Annotated in this window: 13 protein-coding genes and 1 pseudogene; 11 read left to right on the forward strand and 3 right to left on the reverse strand. The window is 73.5% G+C overall.

From position 1 onward, the window contains the following. Positions 1-389: 389 nt before the first annotated feature. The 6 genes and pseudogenes from OV079_RS22510 (at position 390) to OV079_RS22535 (ending at position 10,714) form a co-directional block, all read left to right on the forward strand. Entirely contained in the window at positions 390-1,793 is a 1,404-nt protein-coding gene (locus OV079_RS22510; RefSeq protein ID WP_267770918.1) for a hypothetical protein, read from the forward strand. 712 nt (positions 1,794-2,505) lie between these two features. Continuing rightward, the gene (locus OV079_RS22515) at positions 2,506-2,829 is read left to right on the forward strand and encodes a hypothetical protein (RefSeq protein ID WP_267770919.1); all 324 of its coding nucleotides are present in this window, start codon (positions 2,506-2,508) and stop codon (positions 2,827-2,829) included. A gap of 154 nt (positions 2,830-2,983) precedes the next feature. Then, positions 2,984-3,820, forward strand: a complete 837-nt coding sequence (locus OV079_RS22520; protein ID WP_267770920.1) for a hypothetical protein — start codon at positions 2,984-2,986, stop codon at positions 3,818-3,820. Positions 3,821-3,824: 4 nt separating this feature from the next. Next, entirely contained in the window at positions 3,825-4,304 is a 480-nt protein-coding gene (locus OV079_RS22525) for an SRPBCC domain-containing protein (protein WP_267770921.1), read from the forward strand. Positions 4,305-4,695: 391 nt separating this feature from the next. Next, on the forward strand, positions 4,696-6,195 hold the full coding sequence (locus tag OV079_RS22530; RefSeq protein WP_267778617.1) for a hypothetical protein: 1,500 nt from the start codon (positions 4,696-4,698) through the stop codon (positions 6,193-6,195). Between the two features lie 197 nt (positions 6,196-6,392). Beyond that, positions 6,393-10,714, forward strand: a pseudogene (locus OV079_RS22535) (DEAD/DEAH box helicase). A gap of 89 nt (positions 10,715-10,803) precedes the next feature. Here the strand turns inward: OV079_RS22535 and OV079_RS22540 are convergent. Then, positions 10,804-11,772: an ICP22 family protein gene (locus OV079_RS22540; protein ID WP_267770923.1), complete on the reverse strand. Its 969-nt coding sequence runs from the start codon at positions 11,770-11,772 to the stop codon at positions 10,804-10,806. Between the two features lie 361 nt (positions 11,773-12,133). Between OV079_RS22540 and OV079_RS22545 the strand changes: the two genes are divergently transcribed. The 5 genes from OV079_RS22545 to OV079_RS22565 all read left to right on the forward strand — a co-directional run bounded on the left by OV079_RS22545 (position 12,134) and on the right by OV079_RS22565 (position 16,226). Then, positions 12,134-12,970, forward strand: a complete 837-nt coding sequence (locus OV079_RS22545; protein ID WP_267770924.1) for an MbnP family copper-binding protein — start codon at positions 12,134-12,136, stop codon at positions 12,968-12,970. Positions 12,971-12,980: 10 nt separating this feature from the next. Then, positions 12,981-13,481, forward strand: a complete 501-nt coding sequence (locus tag OV079_RS22550) for a hypothetical protein (RefSeq protein WP_267770925.1) — start codon at positions 12,981-12,983, stop codon at positions 13,479-13,481. Between the two features lie 31 nt (positions 13,482-13,512). Continuing rightward, positions 13,513-14,607, forward strand: coding sequence for a methanobactin export MATE transporter MbnM (locus OV079_RS22555; RefSeq protein ID WP_267770926.1), 1,095 nt, complete (start codon positions 13,513-13,515; stop codon positions 14,605-14,607). A gap of 339 nt (positions 14,608-14,946) precedes the next feature. Then, the gene (locus OV079_RS22560; RefSeq protein WP_267770927.1) at positions 14,947-15,144 is read left to right on the forward strand and encodes a hypothetical protein; all 198 of its coding nucleotides are present in this window, start codon (positions 14,947-14,949) and stop codon (positions 15,142-15,144) included. A gap of 2 nt (positions 15,145-15,146) precedes the next feature. Further along, entirely contained in the window at positions 15,147-16,226 is a 1,080-nt protein-coding gene (locus OV079_RS22565) for a hypothetical protein (RefSeq protein WP_267770928.1), read from the forward strand. 352 nt (positions 16,227-16,578) lie between these two features. Here OV079_RS22565 and OV079_RS22570 read toward each other — a convergent pair whose 3' ends face one another. Both OV079_RS22570 and OV079_RS22575 read right to left on the reverse strand, forming a co-directional pair. Next, on the reverse strand, positions 16,579-17,553 hold the full coding sequence (locus tag OV079_RS22570) for an NADPH:quinone oxidoreductase family protein (RefSeq protein ID WP_267770929.1): 975 nt from the start codon (positions 17,551-17,553) through the stop codon (positions 16,579-16,581). A 145-nt stretch (positions 17,554-17,698) separates the two neighbouring features. Further along, positions 17,699-19,786: a serine/threonine-protein kinase gene (locus OV079_RS22575; protein WP_267770930.1), complete on the reverse strand. Its 2,088-nt coding sequence runs from the start codon at positions 19,784-19,786 to the stop codon at positions 17,699-17,701. Between the last annotated feature and the right edge of the window lie 26 nt (positions 19,787-19,812).

Here is a 19,812-nt window from a genome sequence, read left to right on the forward strand (position 1 = left end):
CCTGCGCCTGACGCCGGCCCGGCCGCGCCGCCCGGCCCGACCGTGATCGCGACCCTCCGCGGGCTTCGCTCGCCCCGCCGCGGCCGCGCGCGAGCGGACGGCCGCCGCGTCCGCGCGGCGAGACGCCACGCCCGCCGGCGATCGAGCCGAGGCGCGCGAGCACTCGCCGGGGCGAGCCCGCGAACCCCGGGCGCCTCGCCGACGCGCCCGGCCCCGTGAATCACGCGAGTGCGGGTCATACATGTCGGATTGTTCGCCGCGGACAATCGCCCCATACGGGATCGAACTTCGACCCGCCCGCAGCCCCGCCTGCGGGCTCTACCGCGATTGCGACGACACGCTCGATGCATTGCGCTCGCCGTGCTCGTCGCGCTCGCAAGGAGAGCCTCATGATCCTGCAAGCGACCCTCGTGACCACCCTGCTCCTGCACGCCACGGCCCCCGCGGACCCCGGCGCGCCCACGGCCCGCGCCCGCCTGGCGAGCCTCCTGGCCGCGCAGCGCGACGCCATCCGCGCCGGCCAGCCGGCCCTCGCCGCCGCCGACGAGCCCGCGGCCGCCGACCCCAGCATCAGCGCCGTCTACCCCAGCCGGGCCTTCCTCGAGCGCACCCTCGACGTCACGATCAGCGGCGACGACACCGAGTGGACCGACGCCGTCGCCGTCGACTTCGGCGACGGCATCCGCGTCGACAGCGTGCGCGTCGCCAGCCCCACCGGCCTCGTCGCGCGCATCACCATCGACGAGGACGCCGCGCTCGGCGCCCGCGACGTCACCGTCCGCGAGGGCGAGGTCGAGGCCGTCTACGCCGGCGCCTTCACCCTCCAGGCCCCGATCGCGTTCAAGGTGCTCAACGGCACCCGCGCGGCCGGATCGATCCTCAACGGCAAGCTCGTCCAGCACGACATGTCGACCCCCTTCGATCCGGTCGACAACACCCTCTACGTCGACGAGGGCTTCACCGTCGATTACTTCTACGCCCAGCAGTACGGCGCCGAGTTCGCCCTGCTCGTCGACGTCGACGTCGCCCCCGGCACCTACGACCTCCACGTCGTCAGCGGTGCCGCCGGCTCGCAGGTGCGCTCGACCGGGCCGGACATCCTCCCGATCGCCGCCCGCACCCCGCTCCCGCTGAAGGAGGGCGACAACGTCGGCACGCTCAAGGAGCCGTACGGCACCGTCCTCTACACCTTCACCCCGCCCGCCGAGCCGACCCGGCTCACCCTCACCGTCACCGCCTCGGTCCAGGCCGCCACCCCGATCCTCGCGGTCCTGCCCGCCAGCGGTCACTTCGCCGACCTGCTCGGCGCCGACGCCCGCGTGGTCGTCGACACCGACGCGGCCGAGCCGATCTACGTCATCTACTGGGACGCCGCCGGCGCCGAGAAGCACGACTACACCATCAACCTCGTCGCCGCTCCCCCGCCGCCGCCCGAGACCGAGCCGAACGACGAGTGCAGCGCCGCCACCCGCGTCGCCTCGTCGTCCTCGACTCTCGGCTCGCTGCGCGACGTGAAGGACGTCGACTGGTTCGTCTTCACCGTCGACCAGGCCGACGTGGGCAAGAGCGTCCACGTCATCACCCAGCCCGGCGATCCCGCCACCGACACCGTCGTCGAGGTGTTCGCCGCCGACTGCACCACCTCGCTCGGCGGTCCGTCGCCCGATTACGCCTACCACGAGGACTTCACCAGCAGCCCGGTCACGGCCGCCGGCGACGTCTACGTCAAGGTCAGCCACAGCCCCGAAGCCTCCGAGGCGACGGACTACGAGCTGGTGATCGCGCTCGAGTGAATCGCCTGCCGGCCGTCCGCCGCCGCGCCGGCCGCGAGCACCTGCGCGTGCCCGCGGCCGGCGCGGCCGTTCGCGCAGCCCCGGCCTGTCTCATGCGCCAGCCCGGCCTTCGCGGCGGGCGAGCGTCGGCCCGCGGCGGCGGCGGTCCGGGCGCGCCGGCCCGCGCGAGCCCGGCGGACGGGCGCCGGGGTGATGGCGGTCAATCGTCACTGTCGACGCCACGACAATGTCGCCACGCGATCGCCGGGCACGCGCACGCACATGTCAGTTTGTGCCGGCCCGCGAATCGGCACATACAGCGAATCGACCCCCGGCATGCCCGCAAAAGACACACGTGTCCGCTCGATCCGTCGGCCGGCGCGGGCGACCTCGGCCGCCAATGGTGACACTTGCGCCCGCCGGGCTCGACCTCGATTGCGACGGCATGGTCAGCCCATTGCGATCGATTTTCTCGCCCTCGCGGCAAGGAGACTGAAACCATGTTGGTCCGTACTGTCCTGACCCTGCTCCTCTTCACCACCTCCACGGTCGCGGCCGCCCGCGAGCCGGCGCCGGTCCGCGGCTACTCCGGGGAGTCGCGCCGGGCCTGCTGGCCGCGCGCGCGGCTCAATCGTCGGCCACCGGCGAGCCCGTCTACAGCGAGCCGAGCGCGCCCTCGTCCGTCAGCCCGCCGAGCGCCACCCCGCCGCCGCAGAGCATCCGTCCGCCGCGGATGCAGGCCACCGAGTGGGAGCGCGAGGGGCGGAAGCTGAAGGCCCAGACCGCCGTCTCGTGGGTGCTCACCGCCGTCGGTGTGGTCGGCACCGCCGTCCCGGTGGCGATGCTGCGCCGCTGCGACGAGGCCGACCGCACGCGCGTGATGGACTGCAGCGACGAGCGGCGGACCGCCGCGATCGCGGCCCCGATCTTCGGCGCCCTCACGCTCGCCGCGATCATCCCCGCGATCGTCTACTCGACCCGCCTCGGGCGCCACAACCGCTACAGCGGCATGGCCCGCTACAACGTCACCCCCGGCGGCTTCCAGATCCGCTTCTAGCCGCCGCGCCCGGGTTCGCGCCCGCGGCGCGGACCCCGGGGTCCCCAGGCCCCGCCCGATCGGCCTCGGAGGAGCCGCCACCGCCGCCGCGGACCGCATACACTACGCAGGTCGGCGCGCGGCCCCGGTGCCGGCGGCGAGTGCCTCCTGTCCCATGCGACATGTCCTTTTCAACCTGTCCCTGAGCACATTGCTCGCCTGCGGCGGCGGCCCGCCGGGCGAGGACGGCAGCACCACCGCCGGCGAGCCCGCGACCAGCGACGCCGCGACCGGCACCACCACCGACGAGCCGCCCGGCACCACCGGCAGCGGCACCGACACAGGGCCGACCACCGGCCTGCCGTGGCCCGATCCCACCGCCACGAGCGGCACCGACGGCCCCGTCGACGCCGGCCCGTGCCCGAACTACGCCCTCGTGCTCGACCGGCCCGGGCCGATCTTGTGGGCCACCACCGACGGCAGCGTCTGGGAGTCCGCCTTCCTCCAGCCCGGCCAGGGCTTCGGCTGCGTGCGCGTCGAGTTCGACCTGCAGACCCTCGACAACCTCGACGAGATCGTCGCCATGGATCCCGAGGGCTGCCCCGAGTACTTCGGCATCGCCTCCGTGTTCGGCACCCAGCCGGCCGGCAAGGTCCTGGCCACCGCCTTCTATCACCCGATGGATCGCGTCCGCGGCGTGCACGCTCGGCGCCAGCCGCCTCGAGGTCGGCAACCACCTCGCGTACACCGCCGACACCGCCGGCCCGTGGGCGCCGGGCCAGGTGTGGCACGTCATCCTCGAGGCCAAGCCGTCGCTCACGCGGGTCACCGTGTTCAGCGGCGGCCAGCAGGTCGGTCCGACGATCGCCGCCGCCCTCGACCCGCTCGACGTCGCCGTCACCCGCGATCCGGTGGTTCGCCTCGGCCTGCCCGGCCCGGTCGAGGACCGCTTCTACCCGTGGTACGGGGCTACCTGGGCCAATTGCAAGTCTGGGCCGACGTGGTCCCGTGAACCCATGCCGCGACCTTTCGCCGAAGCAAGCATCGACATCGACGCCCCGCCCGCGCACGTGTGGGCGGTCATGCTCGACCTGGCCCGCTACCACGAATGGAACCCCTTCATCGTGGCCATCGATCACGCCGGTGCCCCCGCGCTCGGCGGCGCGCTGCGCCTCCACGTGCGCTGGAATGACGGCACCGGCGCCAGCTCGGGCGAAGAGATCACCGAGCTCGTCGCCCCCGAGGGCGAGCGAGCGGGCCGCCTCGCCTATCGCTTCACCGGTCCACTGCCCGCATTCGGCCTGGTCCGCGCCACCCGGGTGCAGCAGGTCGCCCCGCTGCCCGGCGAGCGCTGCCGCTATTTCACCCGCGAAGAATTTACCGGCCTTTTGACCCGCTTCCTTCCGCTGGCCAAGGTCCAGGACGGCTTCGACCGCCACGCCCGCGCCCTCAAGGCCCGCGCCGAGGCCCTCGCCGCCGCGCAAGGCGGTCGCTGACGGCCCCGGCGGCCGCCGGGCCGCGCATGAGGGATGTGTCTCTTCGGACATGTCCCGAATACCATCTCTCGCGCGCCGCGTCGCCGCGAGAGATTCGCCTCGCGCCCGCGGCGCAATCTGACGTGGGCGCGGTCGCTTGTCATGTTTTTTCAGACCTGTCCCAATGATCATTGGGCACCGCTGTCGCGCGCACGCGCGGCGGTCGGCTGACCACGGAGCGGCTCCGCGCGGCGAGGAATCTGGCCCCAGCGCCGCTGGCGGGGTGGAGCCATCGGACCGCCGCCGCAAATGCGTCACCTGCGCGAGGAGTTTCGTTACCATCGCGTTCCACATGATGACTACACGCAATAGGGATAGGCACCTGGATTGGCTCGTCGCGGCCGTGGCCGCGATGCCGGTGATCGCCGTGGGTTGCGGCGACTCGACCGCGAGCAGCGGCAGCGACACCGACACCGACACCGACGGTACCGGCTCCGAGTCGGACACCGAGACGCTGCCGACCACCACGGCCGGCCCGCCCGGCCCGCCCGGAGAGCCCGGTGAGCCCGGCGAGCCCGGCGAGCCCGGCCCCGAGGGTCCGCCCGGACCGCCCGGAGATCCCGGCCCGGGCAGCGACCCGAGCATCAGCAGCATCGTGCCCGGCAAGGTCTACCTCGAGCGCACGCTCGACGTGGCGATCAGCGGCTTCGGCACCCAGTGGACCGACGCGGTCGCCGTCGACTTCGGCGAGGGCGTCACCGTCAACGGTCTGACCGTCGCCAGCCCGACCGGCATCCAGGCCAACATCACCGTCGACGTCGGCGCCAGCATCGGCGCGCGCGACGTGACGATCAGCGAGGGCGGCACCGATCTGGTCTACGCCGGCGCCTTCAAGATCGAGGCCCCGCTGGCGCTCGGCCCGATCGCCGGCACCCTCGCGCAGGGCTCGATCCTCGTCGGCGACGCCAAGCAGCTCGACGTCTCGACCCCGTTCGACACGACCCAGACCGGCGACGGCCTGTTCGAGCCGATCACCTATCCCAACCTCCTCGTCGGCGGCAGCGACCCCGGCCTCTACGGCGACATCAACACCGCCAACCTGTACGGCCTCAACTACCTGATGTTCGTCGACGTGCCGGTGGCCGCGGGCACCTACGACGTCAGCGTGCTGAGCGGCCCGCAGGGCTCCGAGATCTCGTCGACCGCGCCCGGCTCGCTCGAGATCGCCGCCCGCGATCCGATCGCGCTGGTCGAGGGCACCGAGGAGCTCGGCTCGATCGCCGAGCCGCTCGAGACCAAGCTGTACACCTTCGTCCCGCCGCCCGAGCCGAAGAAGGTCACCTTCACCATCGCCTCGGCCGACGCCGAGGCCAACGCGCGGGCGATCGCCCTGCCCGCGAGCGGCAGCTTCGCCGACCTGATCAAGTTCGACTCCGAGATCTCGCTCTACACCAGCTCGGAGGACCCGCTGTACCTGGTCTACTGGGACAACAGCGGCTACGTCGACTACGACTACACGATCAACGTCACCGTCGCCGACCCGCCGCCGCCAGAGATCGAGCCGAACAACGACTGCGCGCAGGCCAACGACCTCACGCTGCCGTCGGCGACCCTCGCCTCGTTCCCCGACCAGACCGACGTCGACTGGTTCAAGTTCACCGCCGGCGACGCCGACATCGGCAAGACCATCCACGTCATCACCGCCCCCGGCGACGACACCACCGACACCGTCGTCGAGGTGTTCGAGGCCGATTGCACCACCTCGCTCGGCGGCCCGTCGAGCGACGACGACTACCACGAGGACTTCATCAGCGACGCGATCCCGGCCGCCGGTGAGTACTTCGTCAAGGTCAGCTACTCCGACTTCGGCTACTCCACGCCGAACTACGAGCTGCTGGTCGCGATCGAGTAGTCGCGCGCCTCGCTCTCGGCGCTCGCTCCGCGGCCGCGGGCGAGCGCCGCGTCGCGAGCCGATTCGTCGTTCTACGGCGGCCTGGCACACTGTACATCCAATCAGCCCCGGGCTATCCTGCGCCCATGACGGACGGTTCCGCGCCTCTCGGCTTCGATCCTGTCGACGTCGCCGGCCCGCTGCCTGCATCTTCGGACATGCTCTTCGGGACAGCCTTCTCGGCCCCGGTGGCGCGGTGGTTCGGCGAGCGGTTCAGCGGTCCGACCGAGGCCCAGCGGCGCGGCTGGGCCGCGATCTCCCGCGGCGAGGACACCCTCGTCATGGCCCCGACCGGCTCGGGCAAGACCCTCGCCGCCTTCCTCGCCGGCGTCGACGCCCTGGTCCGCCGCGGCCTCGCCGGCGCCCTGCCGGACAGCGTCACGATCCTCTACATATCGCCGCTCAAGGCGCTCGGCGCCGACGTCGAGCGCAACTTGCAGCAGCCGCTGCGCGGCATCGAGGCCGCCGCCGCTGCCCTCGGCACCCCGCTGCCGAAGATCCGCACCGCCCTGCGCACCGGCGACTCCACCTCGAGCGAGCGCGCGCGGATCTTGAAGCAGCCGCCGCACCTCCTCATCACCACCCCCGAGTCGCTCTACCTCCTCCTCACCTCCGAGCGCGGGCGGGCCGTCCTCGGCGGCTGCGAGCAGGTCATCGTCGACGAGATCCACGCCCTCGTCGGCAACAAGCGCGGCGCCCACCTGGCCCTCTCGCTCGAGCGCCTCGACGCCCTGTGCGGCCGCAAGCTGCAGCGGATCGGTCTGTCCGCCACCGTCGAGCCGCCCGCCGAGGCCGCCCGCTTCCTCGTCGGCCACGACCTCGCCGGGTCTTCAGGACATGCCCCCACAGACATGTCCACTGAGACATGCCCCGAAGCACATGTCCCTGAGTTCATCCCGCGCGCCCGCCCGTGCCACCTGGTCGACGCCGGCCGGCGCCAGCCGCTCGACGTCGCGGTCGAGGTGCCGCAGGAGACGCTGTCGGCGGTGGCCTCGCGGACCGCCTGGGACGACCTCTACGCCCGCATCGAGGCCTACCTCGGCGAGCACCGCACCACCCTGATCTTCGTCCCCAGCCGGCGCCTGGCCGAGCGGATCGCCCACGACCTCGAGCAGCGGCTCGGCGAGGGCGTGGTCGCGGCCCACCACGGCGCGCTGGCCAAGCGGACCCGGCAGATGGTCGAGCACAAGCTGCAGACCGGCGCGCTCAAGGCCGTGGTCGCCACCGCCTCGCTCGAGCTCGGCATCGACATCGGCGACGTCGAGCTCGTGGTCCAGGTCGGCTCGCCGCGCTCGATCAGCGTCCTGCGCCAGCGCATCGGCCGGGCCTGCCACGCCGTCGGTGGCACCCCCAAGGGGCGGATCTTCGCCACCACCCGCGACGACCTGATCGAGTGCGCCGCCGCGGTGCGGGCGATGAAGGCCGGCCGCATCGACCGCCCGGTCCAGCGCGAGGCCCCGCTCGACATCCTCGCCCAGCAGCTCGTCGCCACCTGCAGCGCCGAGGAGTGGGACGTCGAGGCGCTGTGGGCCCTGGCCCGCCGTGCGGCCCCCTACGCGACGCTCACCCGCCGCGACTTCGACCAGGTCGTCGCCATGCTCGGCGACGGCATCGCCACCCGCCGCGGCCGCGCCGGCGCGCTGCTCCACCTCGACCGGATCCACGGCCGCGCCCGCGGCCGCCGCGGCGCCCAGCTGGCCGCGCTCACCTCCGGCGGGGCGATCCCCGACAAGGCCGACTACACCGTCGTCGAGGACACCAGCGAGGCCGTGGTCGGCACCGTCGACGAGGACTTCGCCATCGACAGCATGGTCGGCGACGTGTTCCGCCTCGGCTCGCACGCGTGGAAGATCCGCCGTGTCGAGGCCGGCCGCGTGCGCGTCGAGGACGCGCGCGGCCAGTCGCCGGCGATCCCGTTCTGGAACGGCGAGGGCCTGGCCCGCAGCGAGGCGCTGTCGGCCGAGGTCGCCGCCCTTCGGTATGAACTTTGGGACATGCTCGAAGGGCAAGGCGACGACCGCGCCCGCGCCGTCCTGGCCGGCGACTGCGGCCTGTCGCAGCCGGCCATCGACCAGGCGGTCGCCTACGTCGCCGAGGGCGCGCGCGCCCTGGGGGCCGTGCCGACCCAGGAGTGCCTGGTCGCCGAGCGCTTCTTCGACGAGTCGGGCGGCATGCAGCTCATCATCCACGCCCCGTTCGGCGCCCGCATCAACCGCGCGTTCGGCATGGGCCTGCGCAAGAAGTTCTGCCGCACCTTCGACTTCGAGCTGCAGGCCGCCGCCACCGACGACGCGGTGCTGCTGTCGCTCGGCCCGCAGCACTCGTTCCCGCTCGAGGCGATCTTCCACTTCCTCCACGAGGAGGCGGTCGACGAGGCGCTGACGCAGGCCGCCCTGCAGTCGCCGATGTGGGAGACGCGCTGGCGGTGGAACGTCACCCGCGCGCTGGCGGTGCTGCGCCACCAGGGCAGCCGCCGCACCCCGCCGCCGATCCTGCGCATGAAGGCCGCCGACCTGCTGGCCGCGGTGTTCCCGGCCCAGGCCGGCTGCCAGGACAATCACGGCGGCGAGACGATCGAGCCGCCCGACCACCCGCTGGTCCACGAGACCACCCGCGACTGCCTGCACGAGGCCATGGACGCCGACGGCCTCAAGGCCGTGCTGCGGCGCCTGCACGGCGGCGAGATCCGGGCCCTCGCCCGCGACACCGTCGCCCCCTCGCCGTTCTCGCACGGCATCCTGGCCGCCAACCCGTTCGCCTTCCTCGACGACGCCCCGCTCGAGGAGCGCTGGGCCCGGCAGGTCAAGACGGCCCGCCCCGGCGAGCTCGCCCTCCGCGGCGGCGACCTGCTCGGCCTCGACCCGCGCGCGATCGAGTCGGTGGTCGCCGCGGTCGCCATCGACGGCCCCGCCGGCCCGCGCGACGCCGACGAGCTGCACGACCTGCTGTGCGCCCCGCGGCTCCTGCCCTCGCGCCCCGAGTGGGCCGGGCACTTCGCCGCCCTGGTCCGCGCCGGCCGGGCCGCCCTGCTCCGCCGCCCCGCCGCGGATGTCCCCGAGGACATGTCCTCTGCGCCATTGTACATAGCGGCGGAGATCATCCCCTCGCGCGCGCATTGTGGCCGGCCGCCGCGATCGAGCCGGGCATCGCCCTCCCGCCCGCGCTGTCCGGCCCCGTCGACCCCGAGGAGGCCGCGCTGCGCCTGGTCCGCGCCTTCGTGCAGACGGCGGCGCCGCTGACCGCCGCCGCCCTCGCGACCGCCCTCGGCCTGACGCGCGCCGACACCGAGGGCGCCCTGGCCCGCCTCGAGCTCGACGGCATCGTCCTCCAGGGCCAGTTCACCCGGCCCACCACCCCCGAGCCCGAGTGGTGCGAGCGCCGGCTGCTGCAGCGGATCCACCGGCTCACTCTCGGTCGCCTGCGCGAGGAGGTGCGGGCGGTCGCGCCGGCCGAGCTGGTCCGCTTCCTCGCCCGCTGGCAGCACGTCCAGCCCGGCACCCAGCTCCACGGCCCCGAGGGCCTGCTCCGCGTCATCGAGCAGCTCGAGGGCCTCGAGCTGCCGGCGCAGTCGTGGGAGCGCGACGTCCTGCCGCGTCGCGTCCACGGCTACGACCCCGCCTGGCTCGACGAGCTGTGCCTCGCCGGCGAGGTCGCGTGGGGCCGCCTCACGCCGCTGCCGGCCGAGGGCCTGGAGCCCGGCGAGCTGCCGCGCGGGGCCGGCAAGGTCGCCCTGTTCCTCCGCGCCCACGCGCCGACCCTCGTCGCCCCGAGCGCCACCCCGGCCCACGAGTGGCCGCACCTGTCGCAGCTCGCCCGCGAGGTCGCCCGCGTGCTCGAACGCGGGGCCGCCTTCGCCGCCGACCTGCGCGCCGCCACCGGCGCCGGCCACGACGACCTCGAGGTGGCCCTGTGGGAGCTCGCCCGCGCCGGCGCGATCACCAGCGACGGCTTCGCCGGCCTGCGCGCCCTGTGCGAGACCGTCGACTTGCGCAAGGGCCCGCGCCGGCTGCTGCGCGGCCGCTGGTCGCTGCTGGCCCGCGACCTGTCCGAGCGGCCAGATCCGTTCGGCGACGGCAGCCCGGTCGAGCTGGCCCGCCTGTACCTGCGCCGCTACGGCGTCGTCGCCCGCCCGCTGCTCACCCGCGAGACCGGCGCGCCGCCGTGGCGCGCCCTGCTCGACGTCTACCGCCGTCTGGAGGCCCGCGGGGAGATCCGCGGCGGCCGCTTCGTCGCCGGCCAGCAGGGCGAGCAATTCGCCCTGCCCGAGGCCGTCGAGGCCCTCGGCGCCCTCCGCCGCGTCCCGGCCGACGCCGAGGAGCTCGAGGTCGCCGCGGTCGACCCGCTCAACCTCGTCGGCATCATCACCCCCGGCCCGCGCGTCCCCGCCGTCCGCGGCCAGCTGCTGCGCTACCGCGACGGCGCCCCGATCGCGGTCACCCGCCCGCTCGCCGGCGCCAGTCTTTCAAGCCATGTCCATTAGAACATGCCCGATGGGGCATGCCCGATACGACATGCCCTGACGGACATTTCTCCCGCGAGCCCGCTCTCGCGCGGCGCCTCGCCCCCGGCTCACTCGCCGAGGCGGACCCGGCGCAGCAGCACTTCTTGCGACACCGGGTAATGGTTGGACTCACCGACCACGACCGCGCCGGCGTCGACCGCGTACGCGTGCTCGGCGTCGATCGGCAGGCTCCCGCGGTGCTGCGAGATCAGGTGCAGCTCCGCCTTGCCCGGGTCGGACAGGTCGATCTGCGCCGGCGTCCCGTCCTCCCCGGTCTCCCCCGCGCCCTGGCACACCAGCGAATAGCCGTAGACCAGCGGCAGGAACGCCTCGGGGTAGCCCGAGTTGTTGTCCACGCCGCCCGAGGTCGCCACCGCGAGGATCGCGTCGTCCGCGGCCACGCGGAGCTGCACGATGCGCTTGGCGGCGAAATCGAAGTCCTGCTCGATCTTCAGCCGCACTGCCAGGCCCGCGTCCCAGTCGACCGCGCCCTCGGGCGCGACCGCGAAGCGCAGCGACGCCGGCTCGGAGGCGCCGTCGACCTCGCAGGTCATCGCCGTCGTCACCGCCGCGTCGGCCACCGTCACCGAATCGACGACGCATTGCACGTCGAAATCGAAGAAAGTGAAGTTGTCATCGCCCCAGTCCTTGAACACCAGCTTGAACGCCGCGTTCGCGGCCGGATCGGCCTGCTCGCACTCCGCCGGGGACTCGCCCGCCGTCTCGCCCTCCGACTCGCCCGCCGTCGCCGGGCCCTCCGTCTCCGTCTCGCCCGGGCCTTCCGTCTCCGTCTCGCCCGCCGTCGCCGGCTCCTCCGTCTCGCCCGCCGTCACCGGCCCTTCCGTCGCCGGCCCCTCCGTCGCGGGCCCTTCCGTCGCGGGCCCTTCGGTCGCCGGCCCTTCCGTCGCCGGGCCCTCCGTCGCCGGCCCTTCCGTCGCCTCGCCTTCGGTCTCGCCCGGCTCTTTTCCGCCGCCCGGGCACGCCGGGAGCGCCAATACCATCGTCAATGCCATCCGTTGATTAAGGCTAATCTTCATGAATTCAGTCTACGGCCCGGCAACGCCGTTTCAAGCCCGATCGGTCGGTTCATCCCGTCGGCGCAGCGAATGGGCCGCTCGGCGCATTCGACCTGTCTCTTCGACCATCTCGCTCGCGCCGCGCCCCGCCGCACCGCGACAGGCACGTCATACCGCGGCCGCCCCCGGGCCGGCGCCGATGCGCGCGATCGCCCCCTTGACTGTCGTCCACTGCGCAGGCTGCAGTCCACATGTCCCGAAAGACATGTTTTCGCCAGCGCCCCCCGGCGAAAGTGTCCTGCGACACCGGGTCGCACGCCGTGCGCGCTGCGACCGCCCGTCGCATCACCGCTCGGCGCCACCTTTTGCTATTCGACGAAGAGTGAAGCTCCGCGCGCTGTCTCTCCTCCTCCTCCTCCTCGCCCCCGCCTGCGCTGCGGGTGACCGTGAAGTCACCCTGCGCTTCGACCCGCGGTTCGGCAGCGAGCCGTTCGCCTGCGGCCGCGACTTCGCCGGCATCGGCACCACGGGCGCCAGCGTCACCCCGCTCGACTTCCGCGTCTACGTCCACGAGGTCGCCCTCGTGCGCGCGGGCGGCGAGCGCGTGCCGCTCGTCATCGCCGACGACGACACCTGGCAGCACGACGGCCTCGTCCTGCTCGACTTCGAGGACGGCAGCGGCGCCTGCATGACCGGCAGCCCGGGCACCAACAAGGAGGTCCGCGGCACCGCGCCCGACCACGACGACTACACCGGCGTCGAGTTCATCGTCGGCGTGCCCGACGAGCAGAACCACCTCGACGGCGCCACCGCCCCGGCCCCGCTCAACGCCCAGGGTTTGTGGTGGAGCTGGGCCGGCGGCTACAAGTACGTCCGCCTCGACGTCCGCCCCACCACGCAGACCGAGTTCTTCTACCACCTCGGCGCCACCGCCTGCGCCGGCGACGTCGCCCAGGGCTTCACCTGTCAGTACGACAACCTCGCCACCGTCCGCCTCGACGGCTTCGACCCCGACAGCAACACGATCAAGGTCGACGCCGCGGCTATCCTCGCCGGCGTCGACGTCGACAAGATCCCCGACGGCATGTCCGACACCCTGCCCGGCTGCATGGCCTTCCCCGGCGACCCCGAGTGCCCCGCGATGATGGCCCCGCTCGGCCTGCGCTTCGAGAGCGACGAGGCCGGGGCCGCCCAGACCGTCTTCTCCGTCGCCGACTGAGGTTCGAGTCATGCACCGCGCCCTGCTCATCCTCGCCCTCGCCGCGCCGCTCGCCTGCGACGAGTCCGCCGATCCCGCCCCGTTCATGGGCGACGACGCGTTCGTCCGCGACCCCGCGCTCGACGTCGAGCTCGTCAGCGCCCACGGCGACGCGATCAGCCACGCCACCGGCGACAACTGCATGCGCTGTCACCAGGAGAACGGCCCCGGGCCCGGTCGCTTCACCGCCGCCGGCACCCTCCACGACGAGGCCGGCGCGCCCTACCCCGACGGCCTCGTCGAGCTGCGCAGCGCCCCCGACGGCATGGGCGACCTCGTCGCGGCGATCGAGGTCGACGGCCTCGGCAACTTCTACACCACCGAGGCCCTGCCGCTGCCGGCCACGGCGCTGTTCCCCACGGTGTACAGTGCCGACGGTGCGCGCCAGAACTTCATGCCGTTCCCCACGAGTTCGGGCGCCTGCAACGTCTGCCACGCCGGCGGCTTCGGCGTGCGCCTCCCGGAGGGCTGAGGTGCGCCGCGTCGTCGCTGTCTGTTTCGCCATGCTCCTCGGGGCATGTCCCGAAGACCAGGCTCCGGCCGAGGCCCCGTGGGAGTGGCAGCTGCCGCCGGGCTTCCCCGAGCCGTTCGTGCCCGAGGACGACCCGATGAGCGCCGCCAAGGTCGAGCTCGGCCGGCACATCTTCTACGACGAGCGGCTGTCGTACAACGAGACCATGGCGTGCGCCACCTGCCACGAGCAGGCGCGGGCCTTCACCGACGGCAAGCCCACCCCGATCGGCTCGACCGGCCACGCCATCCCGCGCAACTCCATGAGCCTGACCAACGTCGCCTTCCAGTCGGTCTACACCTGGGCCAACCCCAAGCTGTCGACCCTCGAGGAGCAGGCGCTGGTGCCGATGTTCGCCGACTTTCCGCTCGAGCTCGGCGTCCAGCAGGACACCGACGCGGTCGTCCGCCGATTCGCCGACGACCCCGAATATCAAGAGTTGTTCGCCGCCGCCTGGCCGGAGGACGACGACCCGTTCACCGTCGAGCGCATCGTCCAGGCCCTGTCCTCGTTCCAGCGCACGCTGATCTCCGGCGACAGCGGCTACGACCGCTTCATCTACGGCGGCGACACCACCGCGATGTCCGAGTCGGCCCAGCGCGGCATGGCCCTGTTCTTCTCCGAGACCGGCGAGTGCTATCACTGCCACGCCGGCGCCAACTTCTCGACGTCGTTCCGCAGCGCCGGCACCGAGCCCGGCCCGCCCGACTTCCAGAACAACGGCCTCTACAACCTCGACGAGTCCGGCGCCTATCCCCCCGGCAACGGCGGCCTCTACGAGTTCACCGGCGACCCGCGCGACCAGGGCAAGTTCCGCGTGCCCACCCTGCGCAACATCGCAGTCACCGCGCCGTACATGCACGACGGCAGCATGGCCACCCTCGCCGAGGTCATCGACCACTACGCCGCCGGCGGCCGCGAGACCGTCGACGGCCCGTTCGCCGGCGACGGCCGCCAGAACCCCAACAAGAGCCCCCTCGTGCGTCAGGTCGAGCTGTCCCCGCAAGACCGCGCCGACCTGGTCGCCTTCCTCGAGAGCCTCACCGACGAGGCATTCTTGAGCGACCCGAAGTTCGGCCCGCCCTGACCTCGGCTCCGCCGCAACTGCATCGATTCGAGAGGACGATCGACTTCGATCGTCGAGGTCGTACCGGCCCGTCGCGATGCGTCCGGTACTTCGGAGGTACTGGACATGCACGCTGCATGCGCGCGGTGCAGCGTGTCGGCGACTTCGGCGATCCCTCGCCGTGATCGAGGGCCCGCCGCTCGATCGAGGCCGGTCCTCGCGGGCGGCTCCGCCCGCGCAGGGAGCCGCCGCCGGAGCGCTCGCAGCGACGACCGGCTCCGCGCGCCCGCCGAGGACGCTCGCTGCCGGGCCGCACGCGGCGCGGTTGACCGCCCCGGGCGCGTGTGGTGGGGTCGCACCATGCGTCTCATGCGGACGGTGCTGCTGGGCGTGACGCTGACCATCTTCGCCGAGGCCGAGGCCCGGGCGTGCTCGTGCGGGCGGGCCCTCGTCGGCGCCGGTCGCCTCTACCTCGGCGTCGGCGGCCTGCTCCCGCCCGACGCGACGGGTTTCCGTGGACGGGTCCGGAGCCACTCGCCGACGCGGACGATCGGGTGAGGGTGGCGCGCATCGAGGGCAAGCGGCGCGTGCCGGTGAAGTTCACGATCACCCGCCACGACGGGATCGACATCATCACGCCGGCGCAGAAATTCGCGCCCGGGCAGGTCTTCGAGGTCACGGTCCGCGAGAGCGCCAGGGCCAGCGAGTCGCGCCAGCACTCCAGGGACCCGAGCTCGCTGCCGCCGGCGGAGCTCACGACGCGCGTGACGATCGCCGCCGCCCCGCTGCGGCTCACGCAGGCGAGCCTGCGCGCCGGCCCGCAGGCGCACGAGGGCGTGAACGTGGCGGCCCCGGCGTCGTGCTCGGAGAGCTTCGCCGCGGTCAAGGTCCCGGTCCGCGTCGTGCTGCCGCCGGAGCTCGAGCCGCTGCGCGACTACCTGCTCTACAGGACGCGCTTCGACGGCCGCACCTGGGACCGCAGGCCCAACCTGTGCAAGTCGTTCGACCCCGGGCGCACGTGGACCGGCGAGACCGGCACGGACATGGTCTTCGCGGTGTGCGGCCCGCGAGACGAGGACGCGGTGCGCAGGATGGAGCGCTATGGTGAACGCCCCGACTTCCCGGAGCCCGGCCGGCACAGCGTCGAAGTGGTGGTGTCCACGCCGGACGGGTCGCAGACGATCACGACGCCGGCGATCTCGGTCGACCTCTCGTGCGCGCCGCCCGAGGTCTCCCCCGCGCAGCCGACCGCGCCGCCCGAAGCACCCGCGCCTTCGGGACCGATCGCGCCGGCCGACCCCCCGAATCACTGGTCCTCGGCTGCGCGGTCGGTGAACCGGGCTTCGCGTGGCTGCTGGGCGCGGCGTGGTGGCTCCGGCGCCGCCGGGCGCGACGAGCTAGGAGCGCCGGGTGCTCCGCACCGCCATGAAGCCGAACACCAGGACCCCGAGGATGCCGCCGCCCAGGAAGGGATAGACGGTCGGCATCTGGGCCCGCGAGCCCTGGATCGACTCCGTGTGGATCTTCATCGTCGACATCGCCCGCTGGTATTTCGAACGATCGGCCTCGACGACGTTCCCCTGCCCGTCGTACTGCACCTGGGCGAGGGCCGCCTCCGCCTGCACGAGCTCGTCGCGTGAATCGGCGATGTTGTTCTGGATCCGCAGGTACTCGCCGACCCCGACCCAGACGACGCCGAGAGCGACGAGCGCGAGCAACGCAGAGACGAGGGTCTTCACCGGGAAGGAGCGACGGGCTTGGGACATCTCGGGGAAGAAGGACGACCGCTTTCGTCCCAGGTCGCAGCGAAATCGCCGGTGATCGGATTCATCCGCAGATGCAGGACCGGCGCTCCCGGACGAAGAAGCTGCCGCCTCGCGCGCTCGGCCCACGCCGGGCCGCAGAGGCGAGCGGCCGGCGCTCCGACATCGCATGGCCCAAGCGACATGTCTTTACAAACATGTCCATGCAGCCACCCGCCGAGCCCGCGATCTACGGCACCAGCACCAGCTTGCCCAGCACCTCGCGCCGCTCCATGCGCGCCAGCGCCTCGCCGGCGCGGGCGAACGGCAGCGACGCGTCGGCGTGGGGGCGCAGCTGGCCGGCGGCCACGGCCGCGAAGATCCGCTCGGCGTTCGCGTGGTTCTTGGCCGGATCGCGGGCCGCGAACGCGCCCCAGAACACGCCGACGATCTGGCAGCCCTTGAGCAGCACGAGGTTGAGCGGGATCTTGGGGATCTCGCCGGCCGCGAAGCCGACCACCAGGTAGCGCCCTTGCCAGGCGATCGCGCGCAGGGCCGGCTCGGCGAACGGGCCGCCGACGGCGTCGTAGACCACGTCGACGCCCTCTCCGCCGGTCAGCTGCTTGCTGCGCTCCTTGAGGTCTTCGCGGGCGTACTCGATGCCCTCGTCGGCCCCGTGCGCGCGGCAGAACGCCAGCTTCTCCGCCGTCGAGGCCGCCGCGATCACCCGCGCCCCGAGCAGCTTGCCGATCTCGACCGCCGCGGTGCCGACCCCGCCGGCCGCGCCGAGCACCAGCAGCGTCTCGCCCGCCTTCAGGTCGGCGCGGTCGACCAGCGCGTGCCAGGTCGTCCCGTACGTCAGCAGCGTCGCCGCGGCCACCTCGAAGCCGACCCCGGCGGGCACCTTCACGACCGACGCCGCCGGCACCACGATCTGCTCGGCGAACGCCCCGTGGACCAGCGTCGTCGCCACCCGATCGCCGATCTCGACCGCAGTGACGCCCTCGCCGACCGCGGTCACCACGCCCGCCGCCTCGCCGCCCGGCACGAACGGCGGCGCCGGCTTGAACTGATACTTGCCGTACGACAGCAGCACGTCGGGGAAGTTGACCCCCGCGGCCCGCACCTCGACCAGCACCTCGCCGGGGCCCGGCGCCGGCTCCGGCACCTCATCGACGCGGAGGCCCGAGGGCCCGACGAGCTCGTGAACACGGACTGCGCGCATGCGCCCGGCACTCTAGCAAGCGCCGCCCCGCCCGTCGAGCGCCCGTACCGCGCCGCACGGCCGCCCGCCCCGCCAGCGGAGGCCATATGTCCCCAAGGACAGGACGTAGACCCCCGCGCCCATTCTCGCCTCACCACCACATGTCTCAAAGGACAGGACGCGCAGCCCGTCGCGCTCGCCCCCTCGACGACCCATGCCGCTCGCAGCGCACCGCCGGCAGCGCTCTCGGCATGCCCGAACGGACATGCCCCTCGTGACATGTCCTTTCGTGCATTCTCGATCCACTCACCCCGCCCCGAGCTCGTGCAGCGCCTGGGCCACGCGCCGCTCGTGTTCGGCGGCGTCGTCGCGCACCTCGAGGCCGAGCTCGACCGCGCGGCGCAGCAGGTGCTCCGCCTCGAGCAGGCGGTGGAACGACTGCGCGCGCTCGTCCTCGAGCGCGCGCAGGCGGTCGAGCCCGACCAGCAGCTCCTCGCGGCGCTCGGGCGGCTCGCGGCGGGCCTCGCTGGCGGCCAGCGCCCGCACCAGCGCGCCCTCGTCGAGCCTGGCCAGGTCGGCGTCGATGCTGCGCAGGCGCTCGACCTGCCGCGCGATCAGCTCGACCAGCGGCGTCAGCGAGCCCGCGATCATGTCGAGCTCGGCGCGCGCCCCGGGCCGCGGCGCGGTGGTCGACGAGCCGCTGGACCGCCAGCGCCAGCTCGCCGACGATCTCGCGCACCTCGGCCGGCGTCTCCGGCGTGAGCAGCCCGGCCAGGCGGGCCACCAGCGGATCGGAGGCCGGCAGCGCCGCCGGGGCCGCGCGCAGCCGCAGGAACGTCGGCCGCTGCTTCTTCTGCGCCGCCGAGGCGGCGAGGAACACGATCAGCGCGATCATGACGCCGAGCGAGCCGAACACGATCGGCACGAACATCGGCACCCCGAGGGCCACGAACATCGCCACGAGCGCCCCGGTGATCCCGCCGGTCCAGCCGAACGTGCGCACGGCCAGGCGCCGGGTCGCGCGCGGCGAGCGGTCGACCACCGCGACCCGCAGCTTGGCCGCGGCCAGGCGCGCGCGCAGGCGCTCGGCTGTCTCGTGGGACAGGTCGGCGAACAGCCGCAGCGGCAGCGCGTGGCGCCGCTCGAGCTCGGCCTTCGAGTACATGCGGGCGTCGCCGATCACCAGGTTGAGCGCCGGCACCTCGCCCTCGGCCAGGGTCTGCAGCTCGCCGGACAGGCGGGCGAAGAACTCGGCGTCCTCCTTGGCCGCGCGCAGGTCGACCGAGCAGGTGCCGGCCGGCGTGTGCTCGAACTGCACGCCGACGCGGCCGCAGGCGAGGCACAGCCGCTGGCCGAGGCGCAGCCGCGCGCCGCAGTGCTGGCAGATCGTGCGCGCCCCGCTGGCCCCGGCCGGGCCGTCGCCGGCCAGCGCGGCCGCCAGCTCGCGCGCCGAGGCCGGCCGCGCACCTGGCTCGAGGGACAGGCAGCGCATCACCAGCGCGTCGAGCTCGGGCGGCACCTCGGCCCGCAGCGCGCGCGGCGGCGCGGGCGAGGCCTCGCCGAGGAACGCCGGCCCCTCGCCGCGCGGCAACAGCCCCGTGAGCCCGCGGTAGAGGATCACGCCGACGGCGTAGAGGTCGGCCCGCGGGTCGAGGGCGGTGCGCGCCAGCTGCTCCGGCGCCGCGTAGGGCGAGCCCTCGAGCAGCAGGCTCGAGGCGGTGCGCGTCGACAGGATGTCGACCCGCGCCAGCCCCACGTCGGTGAGCCACAACCCGTCGTCGCCGCGCACCACCAGGCGCGGGTGCAGGTCGCGGATCACCACGCCGCGCGCGTGCAGCCCGGCCAGCAGCTCGCACAGCCCGATCGCCAGGGCCACCACCTCGTCGACCGGCGCCGGCGCCCGCCGCCGCAGCCACTGCTCGAGCGTCTCGCCGGGCGGGTCGAGCCGCAGCCGCCACGGCGGCGGCGCCCCCGGAGCGCGCGGATCGTCCGGGCCGGCCGCCAGCACGGGCGCGACCCCGGGCGCGTCGAGCTCGCGCAGGCGCGCCACGTCGCGCACGTAGCGGCGCCGCATCGCCGGCTCGCGCGCCAGCTCCGGCGCCAGCCAGGCCAGCACCGCGGCCCGCCCGTCGCCGAGCCGGACCCGACACCGCAGCTCGGAGCCGACCCGCTCGGCCGCACCGACGACCTCGGCCCCGAGCCCCGCCGGCAGCGCCGGGATCGCGGGCGCGCTCATGCCTGCCCCTTTCGCCATGCTCTCACGGACATGCTCCGATGACC

Origin of the sequence: Nannocystis pusilla, assembly GCF_026626665.1 — a bacterium.
GTDB classification, from domain to species: Bacteria; Myxococcota_A; Polyangia; order Nannocystales; family Nannocystaceae; genus Nannocystis; species Nannocystis pusilla.